Below are 19469 nucleotides of genomic sequence, written 5' to 3'. Positions count from 1 at the left end.
CCAGAGAAGTCTGCTTTTACCAGCTGCAAGCAAGATCTTCTGTCAGAGAAGCGTTAATATAAAAAATCAAGTGACTATAATATTGTCACTTATTGGGAGGAGTCTGCATGAAAATTGGTTTGAGAACGGTGAAGACCGCAGTAGCAGCTGTATTGGCGATGCTTTTGGCAGGTGCTTTGAATTTGTTGTATGCTCCGTCAGCAGGAATCATTGCTGTTTTGAGTGTAGGGAACACAAAAAAATCCTCTGTAGATACAGCTTTGGCTAGATTGATCTCCTTGGGGATTGCTACGAGTCTGTCCTTCCTTTGCTTTACGCTGATTGGCTACAACGCTCTAGCTTTTGGTGTATATTTGCTGTTGTTTATTTCTATTTCAGCAAAATTTCAACTGACCGACGGAATCGTAGTAAATTCTGTGTTAGTCACGCATTATATGATGGAAGAATCTTACTCCTGGCTACTGATTAAGAACGAATTTTTACTGATGACGATCGGTGTTGGTTTTGCTTTGTTGCTAAATCTCTATATGCCGGATATTGAAAAACAGTTAAAGCAGAAACAGTTGAATATTGAAGAAAATTTTCGTGAGATTTTATCTGGCATGGTCAGGACTTTGAATCAGAATCCGAAAGAGATGTTAGACAAAGAATGTCAAAAATTGTTGATCTTTATTCGTCAAGGGCAACAAAAAGCTCAGATGTATCAGGAAAATCAATGGCAAAGGACTGATGTGTATTACGAAGAATATTTCTCGATGCGCCGGACACAGGTTCGGATGTTGTCAGATATGGTCAATCTTTTAAAAGACATTGAAGTAGAAGAAACATTGGTAGAAAATCTGCGGCCATTACTGGAGTTTACTGTAGAGACTTTTCATGAGGCGAATGATGGAACGGAGATTTTAAAACGGATTGATGCTGTTTATGAAATTTATCGAATGAAGCCACTGCCTCAAGACAGAGAGGAATTTGAAAATCGTGCCAGACTATTCCAGTTTTTACAGTCTTTTAAAAGTTTTATTGAGATCAAAACAGAATTTTCTAAATCGATCGCTAAACTAAATGAAGAGACAGCTAGTGAATAGCTGTCTCTTCATTGCTTACCAAAAACTACGCATCTGATCTAGAATACGAATAACATCTTGTGTCAAAGGCAAGGTGCGATTTTCTGCACCTTCGACGGTGTCGATGAATGTTTGGATTTCATAATTGAGTGCTTCGCTTGTCTCTCCGGCAGTGATCGTTTCTTTAGAACTATCCAAATAGGTAATCTCTGCTTGGTCTGCACGAGGGTAATCGTCTATTGTAATGAAGCCTTTTTCAAAGGCAACGATCCCTTGTTTAGGCATCTTCGTTTGGAATGAAAGAGTGACAGAAGCCATTTCGTCTTTTTCGTTTCTCAAAACGGTGATCGATTGTTCGTCGACACCAGTCTCGAATTTCAAGACATCACTGAATAATACTCTGGGTGTTTCTGTTAGGAAAAAACGAGCAAATGAGACAGCATAGGTACCGATATCCAATAGCGCTCCGCCAGCTAATTCTGGATTAAAGAAACGATTGGTCGGATCGGGCTCTTTGTAACTACCAAAAGGTGCCTGGATCATTTTTAATTTTCCGAGTTTTCCGCTCTCAGCAATTTTTTGAAGCTCTAAATACAAAGGCATATTGAAGATCGTCATTGCCTCTTGTAACACAAGATTTTTTTCTTTAGCCAGCTCAATTTCCTCAACTAGTTCTTGACTGTTCATGGTGATGGCTTTTTCGCACAAAACATGTTTCCCCGCTTCTAATGCTGCCATAATGTAGCTGTGATGTACATTGTTTGGTACGGCGATATAAATGAAATCGATGGCTTCATCCGCCAGCATTTCATCCACTGATTCATAAGCATTCGGGATCGAGAATTTTTCTGCGAATGCTTGGACTCGAGGATATTTTCGAGCGGCAACGCCAAGGATCTCACTGTTTTCACTATGGAAACCTTCTGCAAATTGATGGGCGATGTCACCTAATCCAATAATGCCCCAACGATAGTCTGTCATTTTTTTGTCTCTCCTTTTCTTCTAAGTACTCTCAGTATAACAAAGTATGTTAAAATTGAGAAAAGTTAGTAGCAAAAAGTTTCTTTTCTTTTCAAATTTAAGTAAAATAAAAACGGAGGGATCAGATATGCATGATATATATATTGAACTGGTTTTAAGTGCGATTCAGGAGCAGTACGGCACTGAGTCGTTATTTTATGAAAACAATCTAGGTATTTCTGATGAAAAATGGACAAGTTGGAAAAATGGGAGAACAACATTAGCGCCTGAAGAAAATCAAAAGGTCAAGAATTTATTTAGTGATTACGAATGGATGTTACTCCAAAAAGTATTGCGCCAAACAATCATTTATCCTGAAAAACGAGGAGTTGCGGTGAGTGAATACCGCAAAATGAAAACAGAGATTGCCCGTAAATGGTTAAATATCGGTCTTGGGACGGTGGAAATGTCTCAAGCAAAAGAGGAAAATAATGCTAACCAATTCTTGAATCTGCGAGTAGGCATTCAGTATGATGAGTGGGGTTTTGATGATATTTTGACTTTTCGATTGCCAGCAACTTTACAGCAACATCTGGAAAACGAACAAGTAGCTCTGTTAGATTGGGTCAATGAGAACTTAGAAGAAACTTACAATAAATGATCGAGAGGAGAAAAAACGGTGAGAAAATTGATACAGACGGTCAGCTTGCTACTGTTAGGCATCGGTGCCATTTACGGGATCAATCGTTGGGTGACAAGACCAGTGACGGCTGTAGGCGGAGAATCTGTAACCGTTGAATCAAAACAAGTACAGACTTTTGTAGAAAATGAACCAAACTTAGAAGCAACAGAAAAAGCTGATACATCTAATTTGCCGGAAGGCTCGATCGAAGATTGGAATCTGTTTTTGATTGGTCCGGACAGTCCAATGGAGGAAGATTTTTCAGAGGATCTACTGACAGAGATACCCGGAAGTGTGATGCAATTGGATCGTCGGGTGATCGACTCCTACGAGGCCTTGAGTGCTGCGGCAACTGACGCAGGATTCCCTCTGGCAATTGTATCTGCCTACCGTTCCGTCTCTTATCAGGAACAAGTATTTGCCGACGATGTTGCAGTGAATAGGAGCCAAAACATGACGGAAGCAGAAGCCGTGGAAAAATCCAAACAAACGCTGACTGAACCTGGACATAGTGAGCATCACACGGGCTTGGCGATTGATATTGTTGATGAAGATTGGTTGAACAATTATCCGCAAACCATGCTAGATGAGGCTTATGGGGATGAACCGGGTGCTAAATGGCTGGCTGAGCATGCACGGGAATATGGCTTTATTGTCCGTTATCCAAAGGGAAAAGAAGACATCACGAAAATAACTTATGAACCATGGCACTTTCGTTATGTTGGTGTAGAACATGCCAAATACATTGAGGAACATCAGCTGACACTAGAAGAATACATTGATTTATTAAAGGAAAAGTAGGTTATATATGAAAAGAAAAAAAAGAACGCCCCTTAGGATACCGGCAATCATTGTCGGTTTTCTAATGATTGGACTGGCTTTTATCTATTCGTTGAGAAGCTTGACTGAACCCGTACTTGTACAGGGAGAGCTAGCTTATGAAGAAAATGCAAATCTGACCCAGCAAGAATTTATTGAACGACTGCTTCCTCATGCAAAGGAATTACAAGAGGGTTACGGCATTCTTCCAAGTATCATCATTGGACAGGCGATCTTGGAATCGAACTGGGGACAAAGTGAGCTATCCAGCAAGTACAATAATTTGTTTGGGATCAAAGCTTATGGTGAACAAGAAAAAATAAAAATGGATACCCAGGAATTTGTCAATGAACAGTGGGTCACAATCAAAGGTGATTTTCGTGTGTACGAATCTTGGGAGCAATCGATGGACTCTCATACTATGTTGTTTGTCAATGGTGTTGACTGGAGCCCACAAAAGTATGAAGAAGTATTGACTGCACCCAATTATGAAGTTGCTGCCGAGGCACTGCAGGAAGCTGGTTATGCGACAGATCCAGGTTATGCAAACAAAATAAAAGAAGTCATTGAAATGTATCAACTTTATCAATACGACTAATGAGAGGCTGAGTAAGCATGGGAGAAACTTTCGTTCCAAATATTACGACGGAGTTAAGAAAAGACATCGTGAGAGTGCCTGATGTGATCGATGAAGCCAGTGGAATTATCATTTTCGGGAAAAAAATCAAATCTATTATTTTTACAACCGATATTGCCATCATTCGCAATACCAATGCGAATGCTGTGATCGCGGTCTACCCGTTTACTCCACACCCGGCAATTACAAAAAGTATTATTGAAGCCGCTGATATTCCAGTGTTTTCAGGTGTCGGTGGAGGACTGACTCAAGGGACCAGAGCCTCTTACATGAGCCTATTTGCTGAAGCGCAAGGATCGATTGGCGTGGTGTTAAATGGACCCACACCAGTGGACACCGTCAGCGAAGTCTGTGCTGTTGTAGATATACCTGTAGTAAGCACGGTGACAAGTAAGTATACACCGATCGAAGAAAAGTTGGCTTGTGGCGTAAAAATCATTAATATTAGTGCAGGAAAGAAAACTGCTGAAACGGTTCGTTATTTCCGAGAATTGTATCCGGAGCTTCCAATTATTGCAACAGGAGGTCCGACTGAAGAGGATATTCGGGAGACGATTCAGGCTGGTGCCAATGCGATCACCTATACACCACCTTCAAATGGGAAGCTTTTCAGTAAAAAAATGCAACATTATCGTGAAATAGAGCGGGATGAACAGAAAAAAACTAGCTAAATCCGAACAAAGGAACAGTAAAGCAAGGGTTATCATTTATTTTACTTGAAATTCCGGTAATTTATAGGCATAATGATGGTTGTGTTTTTCATAATTAGTCTTACTTATATATCGTCGAAATTGGTCGACAGTCTCTACCCGATACCGGAATATCGGACTATAGGTAAAAAAAGTGTTTTGTTTGTGCACCTTTTTTTGCTGTATTGGCAAAAAAGGTGCTCTTTTTTATTATTTTTTAGCAGAAAGTGAGTTTAAAGAATGAAAGAATTAGTAGATCGTATTCAACAAGATGGAAATGTATTAGGCGAAGGGGTTTTAAAAGTCGACAGCTTTGTCACACACCAAGTAGATCCTGATTTAATGGAAAAAATGGGGAATCGTCTTGCAGAAGTTTTTGCTGACAGCAGGATCACAAAGGTTGTTACAATTGAGGCTTCAGGTATTGCTCCGGCATTATATGCAGCCCAGAAACTGAATGTACCGATGATTTTTGCACGCAAAGCGAAAAGCTTGACGATGGATGAAGAATTGCTGACAAGTTCGGTCTATTCATTTACTAAACAGGTGACCAGTACGATCTCAATTTCTCGGAAATTTTTGAACGAAGACGACAAGGTACTGATCATTGATGATTTCTTGGCGAATGGGCAGGCCGCAAAGGGATTGATCGAATTGTGTCAGCAGGCTGGAGCTAAGATCGAAGGTGTGGGTATCATTATTGAGAAATCTTTTCAGGATGGTCGTCAGTTATTGAAAGACATGGGGATCCGTGTCGTTTCCTTGGCGAGAATCGAATCATTGGTGGATGGAAGAGTTTCTTTTAGAGACGCCGATGCTTAAATAATCAAATCGAAATTAAAACGAACGGTGTCTCAATGAATTTTTGAGATACCGTTTTTAAATCAGCGGACGAATGCTTTGGGTTATGACGAACATTAAAGTTTATTTTGAGAGTATCATCCGATATTTTTTTGACTTTTAATTTTTTGATTGCTAAAATAAGCGTGTCTTAAAAACAAATAAAGGAGTTTGCTTGATGAAACCATTAGTAGCAGTTGTTATGGGAAGTACATCAGACTGGGAAACGATGAAGCATGTCTGTGAGTCGTTGGAAAGTTATGATATTCCTTATGAAAAAAAAGTTGTCTCTGCCCATCGAACCCCTGATTTTATGTTCTCTTTTGCAGAAAATGCCCGGGAAAATGGCTTGAAGGTGATTGTTGCAGGTGCAGGCGGTGCTGCCCATTTACCTGGCATGGTCGCAGCTAAGACAACCTTGCCAGTCATCGGTGTACCGGTCCAATCACGAACATTAAATGGTTTGGACTCACTCTTATCGATCGTTCAAATGCCAGGAGGTGTCCCTGTAGCTACCACTGCGATTGGAAAAGCTGGTGCAATTAACGCAGGAATACTTGCGGCTCAGATGCTTTCAATGTATGATTTAAACATAGCGGAAAAAATTGCTAAAAAACGTAAACAAATGGAAGAATCAGTAATGGAAAGTAGTGATCAGCTTGAGTAAACCTCTGATGCCTGGTGCAACGATTGGAATCGTTGGCGGCGGACAATTAGGAAGAATGATGACCATGAGTGCTAAAAAAATGGGTTTTCGTGTCGGTGTATTAGATCCTGTAGAAAATTGCCCGACAGCGCAGATCGCTGATTGGCATATCGTGGCTGAGTATAATGATATTTTGGCTTTGGAAGAGATGGCCAAACGAAGCGATGTAATGACCTATGAATTTGAAAATGTCAGCGTAGAAGCGCTCAATGCTATTTTACCGTTTTGTAATGTCCCACAAGGAACCGATCTTTTGGCGATCACACAAGATCGTCTATTGGAAAAATCTTTTTTGGAAACGAACAATATCGTGATCGCTCCTTATGCCACGATCATCAGCCCGACCGATATTCAAGAAGCTATTGAAAGTATCGGTTATCCTTGTGTCCTGAAAACAACACGCGGAGGCTATGATGGAAAAGGACAATATGTTCTGAAAGGAACGAAGGATCTAGCGCCTTCAATGAATCTGTTGAGAGAGGGAACTTGTGAACTAGAGGCCTGGATCCCTTTTGAAAAAGAATTGTCGGTGATCGTAGCCGGTAATGGTGTTGAATACACAACCTTCCCAGTAGTCGAGAATATCCATCGAAACAATATTCTGCACGAAACGATCGCTCCTGCTGATATCTCACCGGTAGTAGCCAATGAGATTGAACGAATCGCAAAAACAATTGCTCAGGCCTTGGATCTACGAGGAGTTTTAGCAATCGAAATGTTCCTAACAGAAACGGGTAGTATCTATGTCAACGAATTGGCGCCGAGGCCGCATAATTCAGGACATTATTCGATCGAAGCTTGTGATATGAGTCAGTTTGATGCCCACATTCGAGGGATCTGTTCTTGGCCATTAGCGGAGCCTCGTTTGCTGAATGAAGCTGTAATGGTCAATATTTTAGGGGAGCATTTAGAGAAGACCTATCAACTGATTGACGAGAAAGTGAGCTGGCAGTTCCATTATTATGGAAAAGAAGAGCCAAAAGCGGGTCGAAAAATGGGTCACATCACAATCATCACAACGGATACAGAACAAACCTTAACTGAAATCAAAAAAACGAAAATTTGGGATTAAGAGAGGAACAGACACTATGTTAGAACGCTATACACGACCAGAAATGGGAAAAATTTGGACTGATGAAAATCGTTATCAGGCATGGTTGGAAGTAGAGATCTTGGCAGATGAAGCCTGGTCTGAATTGGGAGAAATTCCTAAAGAGGATGTCAAAAAAATTCGCGAAAATGCTTCTTTTGATATTCAACGTATTTTGGAGATCGAAGAGCAAACAAGACATGATGTGGTTGCATTTACACGTGCCGTTTCAGAAAGTTTGGGCGATGAAAGTAAATGGGTCCACTACGGATTGACTTCAACCGATGTAGTAGATACTGCCTATGGTTATCTGATGAAGCAAGCTAATGACATTTTGCGTCAGGATCTGCAACGTTTAACAAACATCATTGGTGAAAAAGCCAAGGAACACAAGCAGACAGTCATGATGGGTCGTACCCATGGCGTCCATGCTGAACCAACGACTTTCGGATTGAAATTAGCTTTGTGGTACTCTGAAATGAAACGAAACGTCGAACGTTTTGAGCATGCTGCCAAAGGTGTAGAAGCAGGAAAAATCAGTGGAGCAGTCGGTACCTTTGCCAATATCCCTCCCTTCGTGGAAGAATACGTTTGTACGAAATTAGACATTCGCCCACAAGATGTGTCGACACAAGTATTGCCGAGAGATCTTCATGCGGAATATCTGTCTTCGATGGCATTGATCGCCACCAGTATTGAGAAATTTGCTACTGAGATCCGTGGTCTTCAAAAATCTGAGACCAGAGAAGTAGAAGAATTTTTTGCTAAAGGTCAAAAGGGTTCGTCAGCGATGCCTCACAAACGCAATCCGATCGGTTCAGAAAATATGACTGGTCTGGCGAGAGTGATTCGAGGACATATGGTCACGGCTTATGAAAATGTAAGTTTATGGCACGAACGTGATATTTCTCATTCATCAGCGGAGCGGATCATTATTCCGGATACAACGATTCTGTTGAATTACATGTTGAATCGTTTCGGTACTATCGTCAAAAATCTGACAGTTTTCCCTGAAAATATGAAGCGTAACATGGATGCGACCTTTGGTTTGATCTATAGCCAACGTGTCATGCTGAAATTGATCGATCGTGGAATGACGCGGGAGCAGGCTTATGATTTAGTACAGCCGAACACAGCCAAATCTTGGGATGAACAGTTGCCGTTCCGTCGACTACTGGAAGCAGATCAAGCGATCACTGATGTTTTAACACCAGAGGATCTTGACGACGCTTTCGACTATCACCATCATCTAAAAAATGTTGAGACTATTTTTGAACGAGTAGGCTTAGCTTAATCAAATTTGACCACGAAAGCTCTCTGCTTTCGTGGTTTTTTGACGTTGACAAATAAAGAAGACCTGATTTCCTAGCTGAAAGGGAAATCAGGTCTTCGATTCAATTAACTGCAAATTCCTCCTGATTGAACAGTTCCTGTTGAAGAATTTCAGTGATTTTGTAAATAAAATCAACAGAAGTCTCTTTAAAATTAAAGAAAACTTCGATGTGCGACTGTTGTTGAAAAAAATTTGACTCTGAGACCTTGCGAATAATGATCTCTTCGTTTCGATTGTTCTTACACTGGAACAGTTGCTTGCAATGGGTATAAGATTTCACAAACGCGGTCATTTTTTCATTCCAAAATGTTTTCTTTGCGTCTGTGTGATTGCATAAGTGCAGAATCTCCAGCAGATCTTCAAAGACTTCAAGCCTTTCTTCAGGCGTCAAATAGGATACAAAATTGTGAGCTTCCTCATAACATCCTATCATCTATTCAAACACCTCCTTAAGGCTAGCATATTTTTTCTGTTTATATAATAACATTCTATCAACAAACTGTAAACGCTTTATTTCTACCTGTTTCAAAGAAGTTCGAATCTGCTCTTGTTTAAACACGAACAATGTTAAAGTAGTTAGATTTAAACGTAAGGTTATTGTTGACGAAGGAAAATAAGTGCAGTTAAAATGAAGCTATCGTAAAGATTGCAGCAATCAAATAAAACAATGAGGTGTGGCATGGAAAAACGTAAACTGGCGTACGAAGGAAAAGCCAAAAAACTTTATGAAACCGATGATAATACAGTGTTTTTAGTAGAGTATTTAGATCAAGCAACGGCTTTGAATGGTTTAAGGAAAGATGCAGTAAGCGGCAAAGGAAAAATGAATAATCAAATAACTGCCTATATTTTTGAAGAATTGACCGCAAAAGGAATTGCCAATCATTTTCTTGAGAAAATATCAAAAACCGAACAATTGATTCGGAAAGTAGAAATGATTCCTCTAGAGGTAGTTGTTCGAAATGTTGCTGCTGGGAGTTTTACAAAACGTTTGGCTGTCGCAGAGGGAACAACCTTGCCTTTTCCGATCATTGAGTTTTATTACAAAGAGGATGCCTTAGATGATCCTTTTATCAATGATGAACATGTCCGATTTTTAGATATTGCAAGTGAAGTTGAACTGGAAAAAATCAAAACATTAGCCTTAGCTGTCAATGACGCATTGAAGGAACTGTTCTTGGAGATTAATATTCGTTTGATCGATTTTAAAATCGAAGTCGGGCGTACAGCAGAAGGAGAAATCTTGCTGGCGGACGAAATCTCGCCGGATACTTGTCGTTTGTGGGATCAGACAACCAATGAGCATTTGGATAAAGATGTCTATCGCAGGGAAATCGGTGATTTGATTCCTGTTTATGAAGAAGTGTTAAATAGATTAAAAAATAAAGGAGCAAACTAATGTATTTGGTAAAAGTATACGTAACTTATAAAGAATCAGTGTTGGATCCTCAGGGAGAAGCAGTCAAAGGTGCAGTCCATCGTTTAGGCTTCAATACGATTGAAGAAATTCGTATTGGGAAATATTTTGAGATCAAGGTGAGTGCTTCGGAAGAATCTGTAGAAACGGTAATCGAAGAAATCTGTGACAAGCTACTGGCAAATGTCAATATGGAAACTTATCGTTACGAGATTTTATCAATGGAGGAAGCTTAACATGAAATTTGCAGTCATTGTTTTTCCGGGTTCCAATTGTGATATGGACATGTTGTGGGCTGTTAAAGACATCATGGGTGCCGATGCAGCGTATGTCCGCCATGATGCGGAGTCGCTAGAAGGCTTCGATGGTGTTTTGCTGCCGGGTGGATTTTCTTATGGCGACTATTTACGGTGCGGAGCGATCGCTCGTTTTTCTACTATCATGCAAGAAGTGATTCGTTTTGCAGAAGAAGGCAAGCCGGTCTTTGGGACCTGCAATGGATTTCAAGTTTTGACAGAAGCGGGTTTGCTGCCAGGAGCTTTGCGTCGAAACGAATCACTGCATTTCATCTGTAAAACCACACCGTTGAAAGTGGTCAATAATCAAACAAAATTCACTTCTGAGTACGAAGAGGATGAGATCATTCAAATCCCTGTTGCTCATGGTGAAGGTAATTATTATTGCGATGAAGAAACTTTGAAAAGTTTGGAAGAGAATCAGCAAATCGTTTTTAAATATGAAGAAGCGATCAACGGCAGTTTGAACAATATTGCCGGAATTTGTAACAAGCAAGGCAATGTTTTGGGTATGATGCCCCATCCGGAGCGTGCGATGGAATCTCTGTTGGGCTCAGAAGACGGCAAGAAATTTTTCGCTTCGATTTTAAAAAATTTTGGAAAGGTGTCCGTGTAGATGATAAAAAGAGAACCTACTCCTCAACAAGTCAAAGAACAGCGAATCTATGCACAGTGGGGACTGACCGATGAAGAATATCAAATGATCGAAAAAGAAATTCTAGGAAGAATGCCGAATTACACTGAAACAGGTCTTTTTTCAGTGATGTGGAGCGAACATTGCTCTTACAAAAATTCAAAGCCAGTGCTAAGAAAATTTCCAACCAGTGGACCTCAAGTGCTGCAGGGACCAGGTGAAGGTGCCGGAATCGTGGATATTGGAGACGGTCAGGCAGTCGTGTTCAAAGCTGAAAGTCATAATCATCCTTCCGCAGTTGAGCCTTATGAAGGAGCAGCTACGGGTGTCGGTGGTATTATCCGTGATATTTTCAGTATGGGTGCACGACCAGTGGCGATCTTGGATTCTTTACGCTTCGGTGAGCTCAATACGGAACGCACAAAATATTTATTAGAAGAAGTTGTTGCTGGAATCAGTGGTTATGGCAACTGTATCGGGATTCCAACAGTTGGCGGAGAAGTCCAGTTTGATCCTTGTTATGAAGGGAATCCTTTAGTCAATGCGATGTGTGTTGGCTTGATCGATCATAAAGACATTCAAAAAGGACAGGCAAAAGGTGTCGGAAATGCCATTATGTATGTTGGTGCGAAGACAGGTCGTGACGGTATCCATGGTGCAACTTTTGCTTCAGAGGAATTTGTAGAAGGAGAAGAACAACAACGTTCAGCCGTCCAAGTAGGCGATCCTTTTATGGAAAAATTACTCTTGGAGGCTTGTTTAGAGTTGATCTTGGATCATAGTGATATTTTGGTAGGAATTCAAGATATGGGAGCAGCTGGTTTGGTCTCCTCAAGTTCTGAGATGGCTTCAAAGGCTGGATCTGGCTTGAAGTTATATTTAGATGATGTTCCACAGCGGGAGACAGGAATGACTCCTTATGAAATGATGCTTTCTGAATCTCAAGAACGCATGTTGATTTGTGTGGAAAAAGGACATGAAGACGAAGTGGCTGAATTGTTCGCTAAATATGATTTAGACGCAGTTTCGATCGGTGAAGTGACAGATGATGGACTGTATCGTTTGTATCATCATGGCGTGGAGGTCGCTAATCTACCTGTAGATGCTTTGGCGGAGGATGCACCTACCTATCACAAAGAACGACAAGAACCTGCACGCATTCAAAAATTTGCGGCGCTGTCGGATTTTGTTCCTGTGATTGAGGACCCGTCTGATACTTTGTTGACACTTTTACAACAGCCAACGATCGCTTCAAAAAAATCGATCTATGAGACTTATGATTCTCAAGTAAGAACCAATACTGTTGTCCCTCCAGGAAGTGACGCCGCTGTTTTACGTGTACGAGGAACAGAAAAGGCTTTGGCAATGACGACAGACTGTAACAGTCGCTATTTATTCTTGAATCCAGAGATTGGCGGACAGATCGCTGTCGCTGAAGCAGCCCGTAATATTGTGGCTAGTGGAGGAAAACCTTTAGCAATCACAGATTGCTTGAACTACGGATCACCGGACAAACCAGAAGGCTTTTGGGAATTATGGACTTCTGCAGATGGGATCGCCGAAGCTTGTCGTGTGTTAGACACACCGGTTATTTCAGGGAATGTGTCTCTTTATAATGAAACCAATGGCAAGGCAATCTATCCAACACCGATGATCGGAATGGTTGGGCTGATCGAAAACTTAGCACATATCACGACACAAGAATTCAAACAAGCAGAAGACCTGATTTATGTTGTAGGACAAACGGCTTCTGATTTTAACGGTAGTGAGCTTCAAAAACTTCAACTTGGGAAAATTGAAGGAAAATTAATGAATTTTGATTTGGCAATCGAAAAAACCAATCAAGAGTTTGTTCTAAAGGCGATCCAGGCAGGCTTGGTTGCCAGTGCACACGATTGTGCAGAAGGGGGTCTGGCTGTCGCTTTAGCAGAAGCGACCTTCAAAAACCAACTAGGAGCGAAGGCTTCTTTAGAGCTTCCTAAAGAACAATTGTTTGCAGAGACACAGTCTCGATTTATAGTAAGTGTTGCACGAAAGAATAAACAGTTGTTTGAAGACTTAGCTGGCGATTTGGCTGAATGTATTGGAAAAGTGACGGATGACAGTCAATTACAAATTGCTGCTGCAGACGGAACAATCGATGTCAGAGTAGAGGAAGCCAAAAGATTGTGGGAGGATGCGATTCCATGTCTTATGAAGTAAGAAGTTTAAATGAAGAATGTGGGGTCTTCGGTGTTTGGGGACATCCCGATGCTGCACGTGTTGTTTATTTTGGTTTACACAGTCTGCAGCATCGAGGACAAGAAGGTGCAGGGATCGTTTCTAATGATCAGGGAAAACTTCACGGGCATCGTGATCTTGGACTATTGTCTGAAGTTTTTTCTGATGAAAGTAAGCTTAGTCGCTTGCGAGGAAATGCGGCAGTCGGACACGTTCGTTATGCAACCGCTGGTAATGGCAGTGTGGACAATATTCAGCCTTTTTTATTCAAGTTCTATGATTGTCAGATTGCTTTGGCTCATAATGGAAATCTAACGAATGCTAAAACGTTGCGTAAAGAATTAGAGAAAGATGGTGCGATCTTCCACTCCAATTCCGATACTGAAATCTTGATGCACTTGATTCGAAAAAGTAGACAAGTGACCTTGCTGGACCAATTGAAAGAATCTTTGAATCAAGTCAAGGGTGGTTTCGCCTACTTGTTGATCACAGAAAATGAGATCATTGCCGCTCTGGATCCTAATGGGTTTCGACCATTATCGATCGGTCAAATGAAAAACGGTGCTTATGTGATCGCTTCTGAGACTTGTGCTCTGGAAGTGATCGGTGCTGAATTTGTCCGTGATGTTCAACCTGGAGAGCTGGTGATCATCAATGACGAAGGGCTTACGATCGATTCTTACACCACAGACACTCAGCATGCGATTTGTTCCATGGAGTATATCTATTTTGCTCGCCCTGACTCTAATATCGCTGGCGTCAACGTTCATACGGCTCGCAAGGAGATGGGGAGACGTTTGGCTGAGGAGTCATCAGTAGAAGCGGACATGGTCATTGGGGTGCCTAACTCTTCTTTATCTGCTGCTAGTGGCTATGCGGAGTTTTCGGGAATTCCTTACGAATTAGGCTTAGTCAAAAATCAATACATTGCCCGAACCTTCATCCAACCGACACAAGAATTGAGAGAGCAAGGGGTTCGTATGAAGCTTTCAGCTGTCCGTGGGGTAGTTGAAGGGAAGCGAGTGATTCTTGTCGACGATTCGATCGTTCGCGGAACAACAAGTCGGCGCATCGTCCAATTGCTAAAAGAAGCCGGAGCCAAAGAGGTTCATTTGCGAATTGCTTCACCACCGTTGAAATATCCATGTTTTTACGGTATCGATATCCAAACACGCAAAGAGCTGATTGCTGCCAACCTGACTGTTGACGAGATTCAAGTTTGTGTGGAAGCAGATTCGCTAGCATTCTTAAGTGAACAAGGATTGATCGATTCGATCGGATTGAATTTTGATGCACCATACAATGGTTTGTGTATGGCTTATTTCAATGGAGATTACCCAACACCTTTGTATGATTATGAAGAGCAGTATCAAGCATCTTTGGAGGAAAAAACATCATTTTTTTAAATGGAGGGAATAACGTGGCAAACGCATATTCAAAGGCCGGCGTGGATGTAGAAGCAGGATATGAAGTAGTAGAACGGATCAAAAAACATGTCAAAAAAACAGAACGATTAGGTGTTTTAGGAAGTTTAGGCGGCTTTGGTGGCTGCTTTGATTTGAGTGCTCTTTCTGTCAAAGAACCTGTACTGGTTTCTGGGACAGATGGGGTCGGTACCAAATTATTGATTGCTCATCAAGTGGATCAACATGAAACGATCGGGATCGATTGTGTGGCGATGTGTGTCAATGATATCGTTGCTCAAGGTGCGGAACCATTGTATTTTTTGGACTATATTGCAACGGGGAAAAACATTCCTGAACGTTTAGAACAAGTAGTAGCAGGAGTAGCGACAGGCTGTGTTCAGGCTGGCGCCGCTTTGATTGGTGGAGAAACAGCAGAAATGCCTGGTATGTACGATGAAGAAGAATATGATTTAGCTGGTTTTGCCGTAGGGATCGCCGAAAAAAGTCAACTAATCACAGGAGAGAAACTTTCTGCAGGAAATGTTTTGATTGGATTGTCCTCTTCTGGTATTCATTCCAACGGTTATTCTTTAGTTCGTAAGGTTTTCTTTGAGCAGCAAGATTGCACGTATGAAACAGTTCTTCCTGAACTGGGACGTTCTTTAGCAGAAGAATTATTGGAACCTACGAAAATTTATGTCAAGGATGTACTGCCATTAGTCAAAAAGGAATGGCTCAATGGGATTGCCCATATTACTGGTGGAGGATTCGTTGAAAATCTTCCGCGGATGCTTCCTGATCACTTGGCGATCGAGATCCAGCTAGGCACTTGGCCTGTACTACCAATCTTTAAAGTATTAGAAACTTACGGAGCGATTCCATCTAATGAAATGTATGAGATTTTCAACATGGGAATCGGTATGGTCTTGGCAGTTTCTCCTGAAAATGTCCCACAAGTGCAAGAATGCTTGAAAGAAAATCAGACAGAAAGCTATGTGATCGGAACTGTGATTGAAAAAGAAGCCGAAGCCATTGTCTTCAAAGAGGCTCAGTTATGAGAATAGCTGTATTGGCTTCTGGAAATGGTAGTAATTTTGAGGCGATCGTTCAAGCGGTGGAGCGTCAAGAGATCCAGGGCGAGATCGTGTTATTGTTTTCTGATAAAAAGCAAGCCTATGTTTTGGAGCGGGCGCAGCAGCATGATGTTCCTGCGCTACATTTTTCACCTAAAGATTTTGCTTCCAAAAATTTGTATGAGGAAGAGTTACGGGATATTTTAGTTGAAAAGCGAATCGATTTGATTGTACTCGCAGGGTATATGCGAATTATTGGTGAACCGTTGTTAAGTGCCTTCCCCAATAAAATCATCAATATTCATCCTTCCTTGCTGCCTAGTTTTCCGGGCTTACATGGAATTAAAGACGCCTATCGATATGGGGTCAAGATCACCGGTATCACGATCCATTACGTGGATGATGGCGTGGATACTGGTCCGATCATCACACAAGCTGCAACAGAAATCTCAGCAGATGACACTCTTGAAACGTTGGAAGAAAAGATTCATCTATTGGAACATCAGTGGTATCCTAAAGTATTAGCGAAAATCGCAAAAGAAGGAGTCAAGAAATTATGACAAAACGAGCGTTGATCAGCGTATCAGATAAAACAGGAATTGAAGCATTTGCCAAGGAATTATTGGCACAGGACATCGAGATCATCTCAACAGGCGGAACAAAAAAAGCTTTGGATGATGCGGGACTGGCAACTATTTCTATCGATGAAGTGACAGGTTTTCCGGAAATGATGGATGGACGTGTCAAAACCTTGCATCCTAAAATCCATGGTGGTTTGTTAGGTCGTCGAGATTTGGAATCTCATATGCAGGCAATGTCAGAGCATGACATTCAGCCGATCGATTTTGTGGTCGTCAATTTATATCCATTCAAAGAAACGATTTTAAAAGATGGCGTGACAGAAGAAGAAGCAATCGAAAACATCGATATTGGTGGTCCAAGTATGCTTCGTTCGGCTGCGAAAAATCATGCAGCTGTGACGGTGATCGTTGATCCTGCTGATTATACAGTTGTGTTGGAGGAGTTGAAGGCAGAAGGAGAAACAACTCTGTCTACAAGAAAACGTTTAGCTGCCAAAGTTTTCCGTCATACGGCAGCTTACGATGCCTTGATTGCCAATTACTTGACAGAGCTTGTGGATGAACAAGAACCGGAAAAGCTAACCCTAACTTATGACTTAAAACAACCTCTTCGTTATGGAGAAAATAGTCATCAGGAAGCTTCTTTTTATGCAGATGCACTGCCTAAAAGCTATTCGATCGCCTCTGCGAAACAACTGCATGGAAAAGAGTTGTCTTACAATAATATTCGAGATGCAGATGCGGCGATCCGCATTGCTCGAGAATATACAGAGCCGACAGTGGTTGCTTTAAAACATATGAATCCTTGTGGTATCGGTACGGCAGAAACGATCGCGGATGCTTATGATTATGCTTATGAAGCAGATCCTGTCTCTATTTTTGGCGGAATCGTTGTCTTGAACCGTCCAGTAGACGCAGCAACGGCTGAAAAAATGCACAAGATCTTCTTGGAGATCATCATTGCACCAGCCTTCGATCAAGCAGCCTCGGATATTTTGACGAAGAAAAAAAATATTCGTTTGATGACACTTGATTTTGTCGATCTTGTAACGGATCAATCAGAAACGGCTTCTGTACTAGGGGGGCTGTTGGTGCAAAGTCAAGATACGATCGTAGAGCAATCTGCTGATTGGCAGGTCGTGACTAAACGCCAGCCGACTGAAACAGAAGCGGCAGCCTTGGAATTTGCCTGGAGAGCAGTCAAACATGTCAAGTCAAATGCAATCTTATTAGCTACCGATCATCAGACTGTGGGCGTTGGAGCGGGACAAATGAACCGGGTAGGCTCTGTGAAGATCGCTGTGGAGCAGGCAGAAGCTGCTGGCAAGATCGAGGATGCTGTTTTGGCAAGTGATGCTTTCTTCCCAATGGGTGATAGTGTGGAATATGCTGCAAAACATGGGATCAAAGCCATCGTTCAGCCTGGTGGAAGTATCAAAGATCAAGAGTCGATCGACATGGCGGATCAGTATGGTATTGCCATGGTGTTCACTAATGTGCGTCACTTTAGACATTGATTCTTAGAGGAGCGAAAAAATGAGACTATTGATTATAGGTAGTGGTGGTAGAGAACATGCCATTGCAAAAAAATTGTTGTCAGAAGATCAAGTGACGAAGGTATTTTGTGCCAAAGGGAATCCTGGAATGATCATGGACGGAATCGAACGAGTCGCTATTGAAGAAGACGATCACGCGTCATTGATCGCTTTTGCGAAAGAACAAGCCATTGATTGGACATTTGTTGGTCCTGAGGTTCCTTTGTTGAACGGGATCGTGGATGATTTTGAGCAAGCTGGATTGAAAATTTTTGGTCCAAACAAAGCGGCTGCGATGATCGAAGGGTCAAAAGAATTTGCAAAGATCTTGATGACAAACAATCAGATCCCTACGGCGGAGTATCAAAGCTTTTCTGAATTTGAGGCTGCCAAAGCGTATGTACTAGAAAAAGGAGCACCAATCGTGATCAAAGCAGACGGACTCGCTGCAGGAAAAGGCGTGGTTGTTGCTGAAACGATCGAAGAGGCTATTGCTGCACTGCATGATATGCTAGAAGATAATAAATTCGGTGATAGCGGAGCCACCGTAGTTATCGAAGAATTTTTGGCAGGAGAAGAATTTTCATTATTGGCATTTGTGAAAAATGAGAAGGTCTATCCTATGGTCATCGCTCAAGACCACAAGCGAGCCTTCGATGGTGATACTGGACCAAATACAGGTGGGATGGGAGCGTATTCTCCTGTACCTCAGATCCCTGATGAAATGGTCCGAACGGCTGTTGATACCGTGTTGACTCCTGCGGCAAAAGGCATGATGGAACAAGGCACACCTTTTACTGGTATTTTATATGCTGGTCTGATCGCTACCATGGATGGACCGAAAGTCATTGAGTTCAATGCACGTTTCGGAGATCCGGAAACGCAAGTCGTCTTACCAAGATTAGTGAGCAGTTTGGCAGCGATCATCACAAACTTGTTAGAGGATCAAGAGCCTGAGATTATTTGGAACAATCGATCAACTCTGGGAGTAGTTGTTGCAGCTGAGGGTTACCCGGGCATCTATGTACAAGATACAAAACTTCCTGATTTGACTTTGGATGGCAATAGTAATGTCTATTATGCAGGTGTTTCAGAAAAACAGGCTGATCTTTATAGTGCTGGCGGTCGTGTATTTTTATTGCAGACAGAAGGAGACACTTTGGAAGAAGCGCAAAGTGAGGCGTATCAAATCCTTGATGATTGGACACTGCCCCATCTATTTTATCGAAAAGATATTGGTTTCAAAGCTTTAGAATCTAAGTAAATTTTATGTATTGAAAGAAGAGTAGTCAGCGATGAACTACTCTTTTTCATTCATTGTTTTAGTAAGCTTTAAAGAAGTGTTAAAATAGAACTATCGAAAAGACTAACTATATAAAGTCAAGTGAAAACAAACAAAACTTTCTGAATGAAAAATAACGAATCAGTGCATGACAAATAAACCTCAGAAAAGATTATTTTTTTCACTACTGACGAATTTCGTACGG

20 protein-coding genes and 1 riboswitch are annotated in these 19469 nt (G+C 41.5%); of the genes, 18 read left to right on the top strand and 2 right to left on the bottom strand.

Features of this window, described 5'->3' with window-relative positions; all coding sequences use genetic code 11:
• The first annotated feature begins 107 nt into the window (after nt 1-107).
• Nucleotides 108-1085: an aromatic acid exporter family protein gene (locus ACWODM_RS07690; RefSeq protein ID WP_455320796.1), complete on the top strand. Its 978-nt coding sequence runs from the start codon at nt 108-110 to the stop codon at nt 1083-1085.
• Nucleotides 1086-1100: 15 nt separating this feature from the next.
• On the opposite strand, the gene ACWODM_RS07685 is transcribed toward ACWODM_RS07690, so the two are convergent.
• Entirely contained in the window at nt 1101-2045 is a 945-nt protein-coding gene (locus tag ACWODM_RS07685) for a Gfo/Idh/MocA family protein (RefSeq protein ID WP_455320795.1), read from the bottom strand.
• 127 nt (nt 2046-2172) lie between these two features.
• On the opposite strand from ACWODM_RS07685, the gene ACWODM_RS07680 reads away from it, so the two are divergent.
• The 8 genes from ACWODM_RS07680 (at nt 2173) to purB (ending at nt 8781) form a co-directional block, all read left to right on the top strand.
• Nucleotides 2173-2685: a hypothetical protein gene (locus tag ACWODM_RS07680; RefSeq protein WP_455320794.1), complete on the top strand. Its 513-nt coding sequence runs from the start codon at nt 2173-2175 to the stop codon at nt 2683-2685.
• Between the two features lie 18 nt (nt 2686-2703).
• Nucleotides 2704-3507 (top strand): M15 family metallopeptidase, encoded by an 804-nt coding sequence (locus ACWODM_RS07675; RefSeq protein WP_455320793.1) that lies wholly within the window; start codon nt 2704-2706, stop codon nt 3505-3507.
• Nucleotides 3508-3514: 7 nt separating this feature from the next.
• Nucleotides 3515-4123, top strand: coding sequence for a glycoside hydrolase family 73 protein (locus tag ACWODM_RS07670; protein ID WP_455320792.1), 609 nt, complete (start codon nt 3515-3517; stop codon nt 4121-4123).
• A 17-nt stretch (nt 4124-4140) separates the two neighbouring features.
• Nucleotides 4141-4833, top strand: a complete 693-nt coding sequence (locus ACWODM_RS07665; RefSeq protein WP_455320791.1) for a hydrolase — start codon at nt 4141-4143, stop codon at nt 4831-4833.
• An 84-nt stretch (nt 4834-4917) separates the two neighbouring features.
• Nucleotides 4918-5013, top strand: a riboswitch (purine riboswitch).
• A 78-nt stretch (nt 5014-5091) separates the two neighbouring features.
• Complete coding sequence (locus ACWODM_RS07660) at nt 5092-5673, top strand: xanthine phosphoribosyltransferase (protein WP_455320790.1); 582 nt, start codon at nt 5092-5094, stop codon at nt 5671-5673.
• Between the two features lie 196 nt (nt 5674-5869).
• The gene (gene purE, locus ACWODM_RS07655; protein WP_455320789.1) at nt 5870-6358 is read left to right on the top strand and encodes a 5-(carboxyamino)imidazole ribonucleotide mutase; all 489 of its coding nucleotides are present in this window, start codon (nt 5870-5872) and stop codon (nt 6356-6358) included.
• Nucleotides 6342-7469 (top strand): 5-(carboxyamino)imidazole ribonucleotide synthase, encoded by a 1128-nt coding sequence (gene purK, locus ACWODM_RS07650; RefSeq protein WP_455320788.1) that lies wholly within the window; start codon nt 6342-6344, stop codon nt 7467-7469. Before purE ends, purK begins: the two co-directional genes overlap by 17 nt.
• A 16-nt stretch (nt 7470-7485) precedes the next feature.
• Nucleotides 7486-8781 (top strand): adenylosuccinate lyase, encoded by a 1296-nt coding sequence (purB, locus tag ACWODM_RS07645; protein ID WP_455320787.1) that lies wholly within the window; start codon nt 7486-7488, stop codon nt 8779-8781.
• Between the two features lie 100 nt (nt 8782-8881).
• On the opposite strand, the gene ACWODM_RS07640 is transcribed toward purB, so the two are convergent.
• A complete protein-coding gene (locus ACWODM_RS07640) occupies nt 8882-9253 on the bottom strand; it encodes a hypothetical protein (RefSeq protein ID WP_455320786.1) in 372 nt (123 codons plus the stop codon).
• A gap of 246 nt (nt 9254-9499) precedes the next feature.
• On the opposite strand from ACWODM_RS07640, the gene purC reads away from it, so the two are divergent.
• The 9 genes from purC to purD are packed head-to-tail and all read left to right on the top strand — an operon-like array spanning nt 9500 to nt 19246.
• The gene (purC, locus tag ACWODM_RS07635; protein WP_455320785.1) at nt 9500-10219 is read left to right on the top strand and encodes a phosphoribosylaminoimidazolesuccinocarboxamide synthase; all 720 of its coding nucleotides are present in this window, start codon (nt 9500-9502) and stop codon (nt 10217-10219) included.
• Nucleotides 10219-10473, top strand: a complete 255-nt coding sequence (gene purS, locus ACWODM_RS07630) for a phosphoribosylformylglycinamidine synthase subunit PurS (RefSeq protein WP_455320784.1) — start codon at nt 10219-10221, stop codon at nt 10471-10473. Before purC ends, purS begins: the two co-directional genes overlap by 1 nt.
• A 1-nt stretch (nt 10474) precedes the next feature.
• Nucleotides 10475-11149 carry a phosphoribosylformylglycinamidine synthase subunit PurQ gene (gene purQ / locus ACWODM_RS07625; RefSeq protein ID WP_455320783.1) on the top strand — a complete coding sequence of 225 codons (675 nt, stop codon included), beginning with the start codon at nt 10475-10477 and terminating at the stop codon, nt 11147-11149.
• On the top strand, nt 11150-13369 hold the full coding sequence (purL, locus tag ACWODM_RS07620) for a phosphoribosylformylglycinamidine synthase subunit PurL (RefSeq protein WP_455320782.1): 2220 nt from the start codon (nt 11150-11152) through the stop codon (nt 13367-13369).
• The gene (gene purF, locus ACWODM_RS07615) at nt 13354-14793 is read left to right on the top strand and encodes an amidophosphoribosyltransferase (RefSeq protein WP_455320781.1); all 1440 of its coding nucleotides are present in this window, start codon (nt 13354-13356) and stop codon (nt 14791-14793) included. Before purL ends, purF begins: the two co-directional genes overlap by 16 nt.
• A gap of 14 nt (nt 14794-14807) precedes the next feature.
• Complete coding sequence (purM, locus tag ACWODM_RS07610; RefSeq protein WP_455320780.1) at nt 14808-15851, top strand: phosphoribosylformylglycinamidine cyclo-ligase; 1044 nt, start codon at nt 14808-14810, stop codon at nt 15849-15851.
• Nucleotides 15848-16426, top strand: a complete 579-nt coding sequence (purN, locus tag ACWODM_RS07605; RefSeq protein ID WP_455320779.1) for a phosphoribosylglycinamide formyltransferase — start codon at nt 15848-15850, stop codon at nt 16424-16426. The genes purM and purN overlap by 4 nt, the downstream gene beginning before the upstream one ends.
• The gene (gene purH, locus ACWODM_RS07600; RefSeq protein WP_455320778.1) at nt 16423-17964 is read left to right on the top strand and encodes a bifunctional phosphoribosylaminoimidazolecarboxamide formyltransferase/IMP cyclohydrolase; all 1542 of its coding nucleotides are present in this window, start codon (nt 16423-16425) and stop codon (nt 17962-17964) included. Before purN ends, purH begins: the two co-directional genes overlap by 4 nt.
• A 19-nt stretch (nt 17965-17983) precedes the next feature.
• Nucleotides 17984-19246, top strand: a complete 1263-nt coding sequence (gene purD, locus ACWODM_RS07595; RefSeq protein ID WP_455320777.1) for a phosphoribosylamine--glycine ligase — start codon at nt 17984-17986, stop codon at nt 19244-19246.
• The last annotated feature ends 223 nt before the right edge of the window (nt 19247-19469 follow it).

Source organism: Enterococcus olivae, from assembly GCF_053760925.1.
The sequence above is the reverse complement of the archived record's forward strand: the minus strand, read 5'-3'. Positions and strand labels throughout refer to the sequence as shown.